14 protein-coding genes and 1 riboswitch are annotated in these 13,855 nt (G+C 44.9%); of the genes, 4 read left to right on the top strand and 10 right to left on the bottom strand.

Going from position 1 to position 13,855, the window contains the following annotated elements:
- Window positions 1–260: 260 nt before the first annotated feature.
- The 8 genes from metG to rsmG are packed head-to-tail and all read right to left on the bottom strand — an operon-like array spanning window position 261 to window position 7,589.
- The gene (metG, locus tag ACSYSK_RS01940; protein ID WP_491715284.1) at window positions 261–2,282 is read right to left on the bottom strand and encodes a methionine--tRNA ligase; all 2,022 of its coding nucleotides are present in this window, start codon (window positions 2,280–2,282) and stop codon (window positions 261–263) included.
- A gap of 22 nt (window positions 2,283–2,304) precedes the next feature.
- Window positions 2,305–3,048, bottom strand: coding sequence for a DUF1129 family protein (locus ACSYSK_RS01935; RefSeq protein WP_491715283.1), 744 nt, complete (start codon window positions 3,046–3,048; stop codon window positions 2,305–2,307).
- A gap of 20 nt (window positions 3,049–3,068) precedes the next feature.
- Window positions 3,069–4,172 (bottom strand): redox-regulated ATPase YchF, encoded by a 1,104-nt coding sequence (gene ychF / locus ACSYSK_RS01930; RefSeq protein ID WP_491715282.1) that lies wholly within the window; start codon window positions 4,170–4,172, stop codon window positions 3,069–3,071.
- Window positions 4,173–4,373 carry a DUF951 domain-containing protein gene (locus tag ACSYSK_RS01925; protein ID WP_491715281.1) on the bottom strand — a complete coding sequence of 67 codons (201 nt, stop codon included), beginning with the start codon at window positions 4,371–4,373 and terminating at the stop codon, window positions 4,173–4,175.
- An 11-nt stretch (window positions 4,374–4,384) separates the two neighbouring features.
- The gene (locus ACSYSK_RS01920; protein WP_491715280.1) at window positions 4,385–5,245 is read right to left on the bottom strand and encodes a ParB/RepB/Spo0J family partition protein; all 861 of its coding nucleotides are present in this window, start codon (window positions 5,243–5,245) and stop codon (window positions 4,385–4,387) included.
- Window positions 5,232–6,002: a ParA family protein gene (locus ACSYSK_RS01915; RefSeq protein ID WP_491715279.1), complete on the bottom strand. Its 771-nt coding sequence runs from the start codon at window positions 6,000–6,002 to the stop codon at window positions 5,232–5,234. The genes ACSYSK_RS01920 and ACSYSK_RS01915 overlap by 14 nt, the downstream gene beginning before the upstream one ends.
- A 1-nt stretch (window position 6,003) precedes the next feature.
- Window positions 6,004–6,846 carry a nucleoid occlusion protein gene (noc, locus tag ACSYSK_RS01910; RefSeq protein WP_491715278.1) on the bottom strand — a complete coding sequence of 281 codons (843 nt, stop codon included), beginning with the start codon at window positions 6,844–6,846 and terminating at the stop codon, window positions 6,004–6,006.
- Window positions 6,847–6,863: 17 nt separating this feature from the next.
- The gene (gene rsmG, locus ACSYSK_RS01905; RefSeq protein WP_491715277.1) at window positions 6,864–7,589 is read right to left on the bottom strand and encodes a 16S rRNA (guanine(527)-N(7))-methyltransferase RsmG; all 726 of its coding nucleotides are present in this window, start codon (window positions 7,587–7,589) and stop codon (window positions 6,864–6,866) included.
- A 160-nt stretch (window positions 7,590–7,749) separates the two neighbouring features.
- On the opposite strand from rsmG, the gene ACSYSK_RS01900 reads away from it, so the two are divergent.
- The 3 genes from ACSYSK_RS01900 to ACSYSK_RS01890 all read left to right on the top strand — a co-directional run bounded on the left by ACSYSK_RS01900 (window position 7,750) and on the right by ACSYSK_RS01890 (window position 9,937).
- Window positions 7,750–8,529: an alpha/beta hydrolase gene (locus ACSYSK_RS01900; RefSeq protein ID WP_491715276.1), complete on the top strand. Its 780-nt coding sequence runs from the start codon at window positions 7,750–7,752 to the stop codon at window positions 8,527–8,529.
- 13 nt (window positions 8,530–8,542) lie between these two features.
- Window positions 8,543–9,199 (top strand): HD domain-containing protein, encoded by a 657-nt coding sequence (locus ACSYSK_RS01895; RefSeq protein ID WP_491715275.1) that lies wholly within the window; start codon window positions 8,543–8,545, stop codon window positions 9,197–9,199.
- Window positions 9,200–9,260: 61 nt separating this feature from the next.
- Window positions 9,261–9,357, top strand: a riboswitch (THF riboswitch).
- Between the two features lie 52 nt (window positions 9,358–9,409).
- Complete coding sequence (locus tag ACSYSK_RS01890) at window positions 9,410–9,937, top strand: folate family ECF transporter S component (RefSeq protein ID WP_491715274.1); 528 nt, start codon at window positions 9,410–9,412, stop codon at window positions 9,935–9,937.
- 357 nt (window positions 9,938–10,294) lie between these two features.
- Here the strand turns inward: ACSYSK_RS01890 and ACSYSK_RS01885 are convergent.
- Together ACSYSK_RS01885 and ACSYSK_RS01880 are read right to left on the bottom strand one after the other, a co-directional pair.
- Window positions 10,295–11,706 (bottom strand): IS3 family transposase gene (locus ACSYSK_RS01885; RefSeq protein WP_491715273.1). Its coding sequence is split into 2 segments (ribosomal slippage): window positions 10,295–11,214 and window positions 11,214–11,706, totalling 1,413 coding nucleotides; the frame shifts between segments, so codons are not numbered across the junction.
- Between the two features lie 95 nt (window positions 11,707–11,801).
- A complete protein-coding gene (locus ACSYSK_RS01880; protein ID WP_491715272.1) occupies window positions 11,802–12,386 on the bottom strand; it encodes a uracil-DNA glycosylase family protein in 585 nt (194 codons plus the stop codon).
- A gap of 388 nt (window positions 12,387–12,774) precedes the next feature.
- Between ACSYSK_RS01880 and ACSYSK_RS01875 the strand changes: the two genes are divergently transcribed.
- Window positions 12,775–13,767, top strand: coding sequence for a C40 family peptidase (locus tag ACSYSK_RS01875; protein ID WP_491715271.1), 993 nt, complete (start codon window positions 12,775–12,777; stop codon window positions 13,765–13,767).
- Window positions 13,768–13,855: the final 88 nt, after the last annotated feature.

Genomic DNA, 13,855 nt, shown 5'->3' with positions numbered 1-13,855 from the left:
TACAACAGTTTTACCAGACATCAAACTTCATTTCCATGAAAATAAAGAAAAGACCGGGACAAAAGTCATTTTGTTCCGGCCCCATTTTTTCCGTAAGTAATAGACTTAATCGCGTTTTTCAAGCCAGCAGTCTAGGTACTAAGGACACTGACAAACAAATCTAAGTACAGGATTTGCTTGTCAGTGCCACTTAGTCCACGACCGCTAACCGGCTTGACTCACAACTTGTTTGATCGTACTCCCCCTATATCATGTAATTTTTAGCTGACCGGTGAGCCTGCCGGGATCTGTTCTGGCACCGTTACTAACTGAACCTGATCACCGTATTCTGCCGACAGCAACATTCCCTGGCTGACCTGCCCGCGCATTTTGCGGGGCTGCAAATTGACCACTGCAATCACTTTTTGTCCCACCAATTTTTCCGGTTGCGGGTACCACTGCGCGATCCCCGAAAGGATCTGCCGTGGCTTAGGATCGCCCGCGTCAAGCGTAAATTGTAACAGCTTGTCAGCACCAGCTACCTTAGAAACCGCCTTGATCTGAGCTACTCTTAATTCTACCTTGTCGAACTTATCGAAGCGAATTTCTTTTTTGGTCAGCTTCAATTCATCATTGTCGCTGAGCACTTGTTGCTTTTGAGCAGCCATCGCTTTTCTGCCCTTAGCCTTTTCGTTTTTCGTCATCTTAGACTGAATATAGGCAACTTCTTTTGCGGTATCCAACCGCGGAAAGATCGGGGTCCCCTTAGCAACTACCTGACAACCTAACGGTAAATCAAAGTAACTAACACCGGCGATCATGACCTGTCCTGCGGGTAAACCGAGTTGTTCAAAAATTTCTTTAGGTGTGTGCGTCATTACCGGCTGCAGTAAAACTGCCACCAACCGTAAGCAAGCAGCTAAGTGTGCCAAAACACTGTCTAGTTGTTCTTTTTTAACAGGATCTTTAGCCAGCACCCACGGCTCTGTTTGGTCGATATATTTGTTAGAGCGGGAAATAAACTTCCATAGCGCAGCTAGTGCGTTAGCAAAGTGCACCTCGTCCATTTCTTTTTGGTACTCCTGCAAAACAGTGGCGGCACTTTGCTCTAAATCGCCATCGAATTCGGTGACTCCCGCTTTGAGTGCCGGAATTTTGCCGTCACAATACTTATTGATCATCGCAACCGTTCTGTTCAACAAGTTTCCTAAGTCGTTTGCCAAATCGTAATTGACCTTCGCCACAAAATCTTCGGGGGTAAACAAGCCATCGTTGCCAAACGGTACCGCCCTCATCAGGTAGTAACGCAAGGCATCCAACCCGTAACGTTCTACGAGCATCTCAGGATAGACCACGTTTCCCTTAGACTTCGACATCTTTCCGTCTTTCATCAACAACCAGCCGTGACCGATAATATGTTTTGGTAGCGGCAAGTCGAGTGCCATTAAAATGATCGGCCAGTAGATCGAATGGAAACGCACGATTTCTTTACCGACCATGTGAATATCTGCGGGCCAGTATTTTTTAAATAACGAATCGTCAGCCGAACCGTAACCTAACGCCGTAATATAGTTGCACAGTGCGTCGATCCACACGTAGACCACGTGTTTCGGGTCGTTAGGGACCTTGACGCCCCAGTTAAAACTGGTTCGGGTAATCGCCAAATCTTCTAGTCCGGGATTGATGAAGTTTTTTAGCATTTCATTTTTACGACTTTGGGGAATAATAAAATCAGGATGTTCATTATAATAGGCCACCAACCGGTCGGCATATTTACTCATCTTGAAAAAGTAGCTTTCTTCTTCCACTAAAGTCACTTCGTGGCCGGACGGAGCCTTGCCCCCGGTCATTTGGCCATTTTCGTCGCGGTAAACTTCGCTCAACTGCGATTCCGTAAAATACTCTTCGTCCGAAACGGAGTACCACCCCTTATACTTGCCCAGGTAAATATCTCCTTGGTCCAACAGCTTTTGAAAAATCTTTTGAATTGCTTTTTCGTGGTAATCGTCAGTCGTCCTAATAAACTTGTCGTTAGAAATCTCTAACAGCTGCCATAATTGTTGCACTCCAGCCGCCATCTGATCGACATACTGTTGAGGTTGCAAGTTGAGTTGCTCGGCTTTTTCTTCGATCTTTTGACCGTGCTCATCGGTCCCAGTCAAAAAGAACACGTCAAAATTTTGCAGGCGTTTATACCGGGCTAAAACATCGCACGCGATCGTCGTATACGCGTTGCCGATATGTAATTTACCGGACGGATAATAAATCGGGGTCGTCAAATAAAAAGTTTCTTTAGCCATCAAATTCGTCTCCTTTGTTCAGTTACTAACGCGTTGGACGCGGAAAATTCAGTTTATTTTTAAGGTAATAGCGGGCACCAAAAGCTACCACACCAACGATCACGTACATCAACGGGCTAAGATTTTGGTTGATCGCCGCTGGGATCTTACTGATCAGTGCAAATAAAACAAACCACAAAACGATCAGTGCCAAAGTCGCCGCGATCCCGCGCAACCATTTATGACTAGCATTGCCCGAGATCTGCGGGTCCATCACGATATTCAGTGCCGCCAAACCTAAACCGGCGATCACAGAAACGCTCAAAAGCGTGATCCAACCGCCTTCCAGCGCTTGATTTTGCTTGTTAACAAAAAAGCCCATGATCGCATACATCACGCAAAACATGATCAACATCAACAGTCCATTGTCTAGTGACATTACCCAAAAAAGTTCTTTAATGCTGCGCTTTTTCGGCTTTTCCGTCTTACCCGCGATCACTTTTTGCGCGTACTGATTGGCGGTACCGTAAAGTCTAGCCGCAGTGATCCCCTTTTTTTGGTTTTCCAGTAATTCATGGTAGGTTTTATCCAGTGCAGCTTGCTTTTTTTGTTCATCATAATTGTGCGCCGTTAAATTTTTGTTCAAGTGAAACATAAAATCTTCGTTACGCTTAGTCAGTGCAGCATAAGAAACGGCTGCCTGTTGTTGCTCTTTTTGTTCTTCTTTCAAATATGCGTTTTGCTTTGCAGCAGCATCTTGATTTTTTTGCCTAGTCGTTTTTTCTGCCACGCTAATTCCTCCGTTTATTATTAAACATTGAAACGAAATTCAATAATATCGCCGTCTTGAACCTCGTATTCCTTACCTTCTAAACGCAAACGTCCCGCCTGTCGTGCGGCTTGCAAACTGCCATACTTGACTAGATCATCGTAAGAGACGGTTTCTGCCCGGATAAAGCCCCGTTCAAAATCAGAATGAATGATCCCCGCAACTTGAGGGGCTTTCATTCCCTGTTTAAACGTCCAAGCCCGCGTTTCCTTGCCACCAGCAGTGAAGAAAGTTGCTAAGCCTAACAACTTGTAAGAAGCGGCGATCAAACGATCCAAACCCGATTCGCTAACACCCTCAGCAGCTAAGAAATCCTGGCGGTCACTTTCCGGCAGTTCGGCGATCTCTTCTTCCGTCTGAGCACAAACAGCCAAAGCCTGAGCCCCTTCGCTTTGCGCGTAATTTTTGATCTCTTGGTAATAATGCGACTGGTCGGGTTGGGCCATATCGCTTTCGGCAATATTGGCAACATACAAAACCGGCTTAGCGGTCAGTAAAAATAACCCGCGCACGATTTTTTGTTCTTCTTCGTTAAATGCTAACGACCGCACCGGCTTCCCCGCTTCTAACACCGGCTTGATCTTTTCTAAAACTGCAAACTCGGCCAAAGCTTCCTTGTCTTTAGTAGTCCGGGCTACCTTTTCAACTTTAGTATAACGCTTATTGACGGCTTCTAAATCGGCCAGCGTTAATTCCAAATTGATCGTTTCAATATCGTCTAGCGGTGCGATTTTGTCGGATACGTGGGTCACATTTTCATCGTCGAAGGCCCGTACAACGTGAACGATCGCGTCAACTTGCCTAATGTTTTCCAAAAACTGGTTACCTAAACCTTCACCCTTACTTGCGCCCTTCACGATCCCTGCGATGTCAGTAAATTCAAAGGTCGTATGAATGATCTTTTTAGCCGGAATAATGCTATCGATCTGTGCGAGTCGTTTGTCGGGGACCTCGACCATCCCTACGTTAGGTTCGATCGTCGCAAACGGGTAATTAGCCATCTCGGCTCCCGCCTTAGTGATTGCATTAAATAAAGTCGATTTACCTACGTTGGGCAAACCAACGATCCCTGCTGTCAGTGCCATTTATTTCACTTCTCCTTGATCTGTGTGTTTTTGTAGTACCTTTTTCATCCTGCGTTCAAATTCACGCCGCGATAACATGACCAGCCGGCCACATTCCGTGCATTTAATCTTAATATCCATTCCCATGCGCACGATTTCCCAACAATTTGCGCCACAGGGATGCTTTTTTTTCATTTCAACTAAATCATGCAAACCGTACATTTACCCACCACCTAATCTAAATTGACCTGCAAAACAGCTAAGATCCGGTTCAAGTCCTCACTGGAAAAATACTTGATCTCGATTTTACCCTTACCAGACTTCTCGTTTTTAATGGCTACCTTGGTGCCAAACTTTTCTTCCAGTTGATTAGCGCTCTCCTTTAAAAACGGGGACTGCTTTTTGGGGGCCCGCTTGCGTTTGCCGTTCAAGTTAGCGACCGCGGCCTCCAATTGCCGCACGGTCATCTTTTGGTCCTGCGCTTTTTGAGCCAGTGCCAGTAACTGATCTTTATTTTGTAACGAAAGTAGCGTCCGGGCTTGTCCCATCGACAACTTCTTATCTTGAATCATCTGCTTAACGGGTACCGGCAAACTCAGTAAGCGCAGGTAATTAGCGATATACGGACGCGATTTGCCTAAACGTTGCGCCACTTGAGTCTGTGTTAGGTCTAATTTTTCCATCAGCATCTCGTAGGCCTGCGCTTCTTCGATTGGATTCAAGTCCTCGCGTTGCAAGTTTTCTAGCACCGCGATCTCCATCATCAGCTCGTCGTCTAACTGGCGAATGATCGCCGGAATAGTTTGTTTACCCGCGATCTTAGAAGCCCGAAAACGCCGTTCTCCGGCAATGATCTCGTAACCTTTGATGGCAGAACGCCGCACGATGATCGGCTGGAAGACCCCATTTTTCGCGATCGAATTAGCTAACTCATTCAACGCGTCTTGGGCAAAATCCTTCCGCGGTTGGTAAGGGTTGGGTCTGATCTGTTCCAATTCTAATTCGACCACCGTTTCGTCGCCAACTTGTTCCTGGGTAAAATCGGTAAATAAAGCCTCGATCCCGCGCCCTAAGCCTTTTTTATTCTGTGTCATGAGCAGCCAAGACCTCCTTTGCTAGTTGGGCATATTTCCAAGCTCCCTTGGAATTTGGATCATAATCAATGATTGCCATTCCGTGGCTGGGTGCTTCTGACAGTCGCACGCTACGCGGAATGATCGTCTGGTAAACTTTTTGCTTAAAGTAACTCTTAACTTCGTCAACTACTTGGTTAGCTAAATTAGTCCGCGCGTCATACATCGTCAGCAATACCCCTTCGATCTTAAGCATGGGGTTGAAATGTTTTTGCACCAAACGGATCGTATTCATCAGCTGACTTAGCCCTTCCATCGCGTAATATTCAGTCTGGACGGGAATCAAAATGCTATCACAGGTCGTAAAAGCATTGATCGTCAGTAAGCCTAACGACGGCGGGCAGTCGATCAAAACATAATCGTAATCGTCAATGATAGGTAACAACGCGTCCGCTAAACGCTTTTCGCGAGCCATCTGCGCGGTCAATTCGATCTCCGCTCCCGATAACCGGATCGTCGCCGGGACCAAGTCTAACCCCCGAGTTTTAGTGTGCAAAACTACCTCTTGCACCGGAGTTTCATTAATCAAAATATCGTAAATGTCTTGTTTGATCTCTGACTTATGAACCCCCAGTCCGCTGGTAGCATTACCCTGTGCGTCTAAATCTACCAGTAAGACCCGCTGACCTTTACGCGCCAAACAAGCGCTTAAATTGATCCCCGTCGTAGTTTTTCCGACGCCGCCTTTCTGGTTGGCCAGTGCAATCACTACTGCCATATTAGGATCTCCCCTTTTGTTTTGTCTTCTGTGTTGCGACCGGAATATCGATCACGATCCGGTGAAAATCCGCATGATCTTCCTCGCTAGTCTGCAACTCAATGCCACTAGCACGAACCATTTTAAGCGCCCGTCGGATCGTATTAGTCGCGATCTTGGCGCTCTTAGCACTACCCTTGAGCTTCACTTTTTTAGTAGGCTTAGCCTTTTTAGCCTGCAACAACTGTTCGATTTCTTTGACGGACAGTTTTTCCGTCAAGATCTTTTGTAATAACACCTGCTGTTGTTTGGGGGAAGCCGTTACCAAAGCACGGCCGTGTCGTTCACTGAGTTGGCGGTTCAATAACGCCTCTTGGACCGGCGGGATCAGCTTTAATAACCTTAATTTGTTAGCGACAAATGACTGACTTTTGCCTAACGCCTCGGCCAATTGCTTTTGCGTACAATGATTCAGTTCTATTAGTTTTTGGTAGGCTTTTGCTTCTTCGATCACGCTGAGCTGTTCTCTTTGCAAATTTTCGATCAGCGCAAACGACGCCGTTTCTTGGTCTGACATCTGGCGAACAATCGCCGCAATTTCACTCCAACCTAGCTTTTGGGCGGCTCGAAAACGTCGCTCCCCGGCAATGATCTCGTAACGTCCATCATCTGGTAATTTACGCACGACGATCGGTTGAAGCAAGCCGTGTTCTTCAAGTGTCTGTGCCAGCTCAGCAATACTAGCCGCACTAAACACCCGCCGGGGTTGAAACCGATTCGGTACGATCCGGTCCAAGGAGATCTTAGTGATCGTTTGTTGTGCTGAAGTCGTCGGCGTTTTATGGTTAAAAAAAGAAAATGCCATTTACTCCCACCTTCTTTTTACAGTAACGGTTCTTTTGCCGGTACCCCCGCTTTACGCGGATATTTTACCGGAGTTTGTTTTTCCTTATTAATAATAATAATTTGGCGCTGTTCTTGGCTTTGTGGTAAATCCAAAACCTCTCTTGCGACTGTTTTACCGCCCAAAAGCGTGATCGCCTTGTGCGCCTCTTGTAATTCCACCTGCGCATTTTTCGCTTTTAGCGCCACCAACTTACCGCCAACAGCGACCAGCGGCAAGCATAACTCGACTAGCACCGGCATTTTAGCGACTGCCCGCGCCATCACCACGTCATAGTGCGCGCGTGCGGGACTTTTTTTAGCACCAAAGTCCTCGGCCCGTGCGTGCGTCAAAGTAACGTCCGTTAAGCCTAACTGCTCGATCAGCGTGGCTAGAAATTTGAGCCGCTTATTCAATGAATCTACGATCGTGATCTTTAACTGCGGAAAAGCGATTTTCAGTGGCACCGACGGAAAACCCGCTCCCGCACCAACGTCGCACACTGCTAATTTTTGCGCACGCAAAGTCGGGAGGTAAAAAGCGGGGGTCAGTGAGTCGTAAAAATGTTTGCTGTAGACCTCTTCTTTAGCAGTGATGGCAGTCAAGTTAATTTTTTGGTTCCACTCGACTAGCAACTCATAATAAGTCGCAAACTGGTGGACCTGCTGTTCGGTCAAATCGATTTGTTGTTTGTGTAATTCGGCCACAAATTCTATTGGTGTCATGCCATCCCTCTTATCTTTGCTTTTGTGAAACAACATGTTAACCCTAATGTTTCACACATTAACTACAGTTTAATTTATTTGTACCCCAAATACAACCTTTGCAACTGGGGGAAAGTTAATTTAAGATAGAAGAAAATTTATCAGTAAAGAAGAGTGCGCGATGACGATCACCTCACCTTTAAATACTGGCAGCCATGAGCTCCACGAACCTGCCATTGCTAGTCAACCGTTAATTTTTAGCGGACTACGTTATAATTTGCAAGCGCCGACTCACCGCTTAACGTTGGCCGTGCCGCCCACGACCAATGAAGTTAAAAAACACTTTCCTGTCCTACTATTTATGCCCGAACAAGACGAGTTGGCGACTAAAAATCGCTTTAGCGGTCTGTTGCAACTGGTCCGTGGCGGGATCGCGTTAGCTTTTTTGGCAGGCAACGCCTACACGACTAACGAACAACTGCTGGCCTGCCACGATTTTAACTGCGCGGCCCGTTTTTTAGTGGACCACGCCTGGCAATACCACTTAGACCCCCGGATCATCGCCGCGGGTGAAGGTTACGGCGCGATGATTGCGACAAGTTGCGTGTTGACCACCCGCCAGCAAAAATTCAACTCGGCAGACATTCACTTAGCGCCGTTGCATTACCACGGATGTATCACTTTAGGATTAACGCCTGACCTAACTGCTGATCCCGCGCAAAAGGAAGTGTTTCGTTTGGCACCACCCAAACTACCACCATTTTTACTTTTTCACGCCAGCGCCGATCACATCGCACCACTGGTCAACAGTCACCACCTATATTCCTGGCTGCAACACCAAAAAGTTCCCGTATCTTATTACCAATTTAAAAAAACAGGGCATAAAACCGAAGCCTACTTTACCCCCTACGTCTTAGATATCTTAGCAGAATTCTGGCGCAACGCCGTCCACTTTCATTAAGGGAGGAAACATCATGGAACAAGCAGAACAGTTGGCCCAGATCGCCAAATTTACTCACGACAAACTGACTCACGACCGGACCGGACACGGCTTCGATCACATCAAACGAGTAGTTAACATGGCTAACGAATTGAACCAAAGCGAACACGCCGATCAATTTATCACCACCGCGGCGGCGTACCTCCACGACGTGATCGACGAAAAATTAGTCGCCAGCCAAGACGAAGCGGTCGCCGAAGTCAAAGCCTTCTTAAATCGCATTGAACTGACGACCAAGCAAATCGATCAGATCATCACGATCATCACCAGCATTTCTTTTGCCCATAGCTTGGAAGATTCCACGCAAAAACTACCGCTAGCCGGACAGATCGTGCAAGACGCCGATTGGCTCGACGCGATCGGCGCGATCGGGATCATGCGCGCTATTTATTACGGTGGCCACCACTCCGAAAAAATTTACGATCCTCAAATCAAACCGCGCACCAACATGACTAAAGCTGAATATCGTAACCTGGCTAACGAAACGATCATTAACCATTTTTACGAAAAACTGTTACTGATCAAAGATAAATTAAACACTGCCAGTGCCCGCCAAATCGCTGCCGGTCGGCAAGAATTCATGTTGGCGTTTCTAGCAGAATTTAAAGCCGAATGGAATGCGACCAAATAATCAGCTTGCACCAAAAGCTATTTACTAGTATTACCTGGTATTTAATGTTATCGTAAGAGCGCTAGGGGTAGGTTTGAACGCGTTAATGGCTGACGGAACGGAATGTGAACGCCAGCAGAAAAACCAGTTGGTTTGCGTGCCCATACCGCATTCACCAGATCATTTTGTGGTGCTTGTCCCCCTTAATTCTAAATTAGGGAGATGCATAACATGTCACTTTTATCTTGGAGAAGCCCGAAATTAACTACTAAAACGTTAACTTTGGCTTCTTTTTTAATTGCACTTAATGTTGTCTTGGCTAAAATTGCGCTCGGCAGCGACAACTTAGTCAAATTTAGTTTTGGTTTTTTAGGTACGATGCTTATCGGTTATTATTTAGGACCATGGCTGGGTGCCTGTGCTAAGATCATCTTCGATCTACTCAGTAATACTTTGCTGGCGACAAACGCTCAATTTTTCATCGGCTTCACCTTTACTGCTGCCATTTCGGGGATCATCGCGGGCCTGTTTTTAGCTCACCAAAAAATCACTTGGCGCCGCTTGGCTCTTTACGAAGTGGTGCAAGTAACAGTCACCAACATATTTTTTAATACACTGTGGATCCACTTACTGTATCAGACTTCATGGCAAGCATTGCTAGTGGTACGTTTACCCAAAAACCTTTTATTATTGCCAGTTGAAGTCGTGATCGGGATGCTAGTTTTTAAGGCATTGGAGCGGACAAAGGTCAAAATATAAGCTGTGAGACAAGTCGTTTAGCAGTCGTGGACTAAGTGGCACTGAATGACAAATCCTGTACTTGGATTTGTTGTTCAGCGTCCTTAGAGCCTAGACTGCTGACTTGACGAACGCGATTAGATCAAAGCTATGGGACAAGCCTGTCAGCAGTCATGAAGCAAGAATCACTTACAAAAAACTAAAGGGATCTAGGACATAATTCATGAAGTGCAACAAAAAAGTTAGACATTTATAAAAGCTTAAAAATTTATCGCTTAACCAAAAAAGCAAAAACTCAAGTCATGTATATTTAAAAACCAATGGAGGTTTAGGAAGCGTCGTGCCTAAGCCTCCATTGGTTTTATGTACATTTTTAAATTAAGCCGTCAGTTTTTGGCGATAAGCGCTTGGCGTAGCGTAATTTAACTTGTTAGATCTCCTAACTTGGTTAAACCAAGCAACGTATTCTGTTAAGATTGCCTGCATTTTTTCCAGTGAAGCTATTTTTTCTCGATTTAACTTTTCTCTTTTTAACAAGTTAAAAAACGTTTCTGCTGGAGCGTTATCTAAGCAGTTACCTTTTCTAGACATACTTTGCTTGATGTGCATTTGCTTTAAGCGAGATTGGTAATTAGGATTACGGTATTGAAAGCCTTGATCTGAATGCAAAATGGGACGAGCGTCTGCTGGTAAGTTAGCTTGTAATTCTTCTAACATTGCATAGACTAATTCCATATTAGGTGAATAACTAACCTGACAGGCTAAGATTTCTAGCGAAGCTTCATCAATTACTGGTGAAATATAGACCTTACGGCCGGTAGTTAATTTGTATTCAGTAATGTCGGTGTGTAAAACGTGGTATGGCTGAGTTTCATCGAATTGTTGTTTTAGTAAATTAGCTTTAGTCGTCCCCATTGGTCCCGCATAAGAACTATAACGAGCTGTGTGGCGACTATAAACTTGAGTTTTAAGCCCCAACTGCCGCATAATTTTACGAATTGTATTCAATGAATAACGGTAACCGCGGTCTAATAAAGCACTATGAACACGTCGATAACCGTAGGTTGCATGACCTTCATGATAAAAAATATCTTGAATAATAGGTCTTAAACTAGCGTATTTATCGGGCTTATTAAGTCGATTCCAACAATTATCATAATAGGTTTTCCGATTCATATTTAACTTCTTGAACAAGACTTTTAATGGAATATCTGGTCTTTGTGCCCGAATTTCCAAGATTATTCTGGTTTTTTGGCGGTTGGTAAGCTTGGATATCGGGCAGCCACTTTTTTTAAGATCAAATTATCTAATTCGAGATCTTGCTTTTCTGCCTTTAACTTAATATTTTCTTGGCGTAATCGTTCAATTTCAGTTAATGGTTTAGTTGGTTTTTTGGTCCGTTTTTTAATTTTTTTAGTTTTTTTCTTAGCCACTTGAGATCGTCTCCCTTTAGGTTGAGGTGCTAAGCCGGCTAAACCATTTTCGCGATAGGCTTTCTCCCAAGCACTTAAGCCAGAAAGTGCAATTTGAAAATGAGCGGCGACTTTAATTTTTCCCCAATCATGTTCTTGATAAAAGCGTAACACATGTAGCTTAAATGTGGGAGAATAACTTTTTTTATGTCGTGAGGCTTTTAAAGCTGATAAGCCGTGTTTTTGGACTAAAAGAGCCCACTGTTTGATTCTATCTGGTTTAATTGCATACTCTCTGGCTAAACCTTCAAATGAATTTTCATGCCGTAAGTATTTAGTAACAATTTCTATTTTGAGTTCAGTTGGATATCCAATCATAAAAAATGCCCCCTAATAGTTAGTTTCTATGTCTAACTATTATGGAGCACTTCATTCATCTTGCCCTGGATCCCTATTCGTATAAATGAAAACTACTATTTCTTAGTTAACAAGTCTTGCACTCGCATTTGTAATTCTGGCACCAATTGTTTTTCAAACCACGGATGGTCACGCAGCCAGCGCCGATTACGCGGTGAAGGGTGTACCAGCGGAAAATACGCCGGCAAGTACTGGTGATAATTTTGAATCACATCTGCTAACTTGGCGGATTTTTTCAATTGCAAGTAATACTGGCACGCATAACTTCCCACTAGCAATGTCAGCTCGATATGAGGCATCGTCGCGCGTAATTTAGGGTGCCATTTGGCGGCAAAATCTTGCCGCGGAGGAAGGTCACCGCCCTTAGCACTACCCGGAAAATAAAAGTCCATCGGCAAAATACCGATCAGCCCCGAGTGATAAAACTGGTCGCGCGTCACTCCCATCCATTTGCGTAACAAATCTCCCGAACGATCATTCCACGTCAAACGTGTTTCTTGCGCCACCCTGCCTGGGGCTTGCCCTACGACCAGGATGCGTGCGTCAGGACTGCTGATAAATAACGGGTCGATCCCATTTTTAGTGTAAAATTCATTTTGAGGGTCGGCCTTGATCTGCGCAGTTATTTGTGCTACTTCCATTTTGTCCCCTCCATTTGCTCATCAAAATAAAAAGAGCGTTGTGTCCAAATACTGATCACAACCTCTTTTGTGCCCCTGCCAAGGATTTTATTATAACATTCATCCCCACACCACTCCACTTAACTGTAATCTTTTTTTAATTTGACGTCTGCCAGCAAGCCAATTCCTTTGAAATGCGCAACGGTGCAAATTTGAATTTAAAACGGCTGATTTTATAACTTTTTACCACTAAATAACAATTGCCATATCAGCTTAAAACCACCTTTTGTTACAATTTTGCCAAAATTGTAATATTAATTGAATTAGAATGCAATATAGGAAGCATATAATAAAGTTATTCAATTTTGAAAGTTAATATTATAAAAATTTGGTTTAGGAGTGACGTTAAGTGAAGAAAATTACAAAATCATTGTTGGCTGGTACGGTCGGTGCCGCTGGTTTATTTTTAGCCGGTAATACTACTGCTAACGCAGCTACTACTCATAAAGTTGTCAGCCACGACACCGTGTGGGATCTTTCTCAAAAATATGGTGTTTCAATCAAAGCTATCGAACAACTTAACCATATCGATCCTAATTCACATTTGATCATTGCTGGTCAAAGCTTACAGATCCCTGCTAAGGGTGAAGTTGCTACTCCTGCTGCGCAAACACCAAGTGCTACCGGTACATACACAGTCAAGGCCGGTGATTCGCTCTGGACAATTGCTAATGCTTATCACACTTCTGTTGATAACCTGCGCAATTTAAATGGCATTGATCCAGCCGCTTCGTTGATCACAGTTGGTCAAACTTTGAAGGTTAGTGGAACAGCTCCGGCCCAACCAGCACCAGCTCAACAACCTGCTGCTCAACCAACACCTCAAGCTCAGCAGCAACAAGCTCCGGCTCCTGCACAACAGCCTGCTACTCAAGCTCCACAGGCTCAGGCTCAACCAGCACCTGCACAACAACAGCCCGCTGCTCAGGCACCACAACAAGCTCAGCAACAGCCTGCTGCTCAAGCAAGTGCCCCAGCACCTGCAGCTACTAACGCTTCTTCCGTAACTGCTTATGCGCAACAATTTATCGGTACCCCATATACTTGGGGTGGTACTAACCCAGCTAGTGGCTTTGATTGCTCCGGTTTCGTTCAATACGTTTACGCTCACTTCGGTGTCCAATTACCGCGAGTAACATCTGCTCAAGAAAATGCCGGTACTGCTATTCCAGTCAGCCAAGCACAACCTGGTGACTTATTGTTCTGGGGTAGCCGTGGTAGTTCTTATCACGTAGCCATTTCTCTTGGTGGTTCGAGCTTCATCCATGCTCCGGCTCCTGGTCAATCAGTAACGATTGGTAGTACCCAGTACTTCCAACCATCATTTGCTGTTCGCCTTTAATTAACAGTTAATACTCAACGCTGTGGCGCAAAAATTTGCGCCACAGTTTTTTTATGGACAAAAAAAGAGCCGGAACCAAGCGACGATC

The organism is Ligilactobacillus sp. ESL1201, from assembly GCF_058503265.1.
Note: the sequence above shows the minus strand (reverse complement) of the source record. Positions and strands in the feature narration are given on the sequence as shown.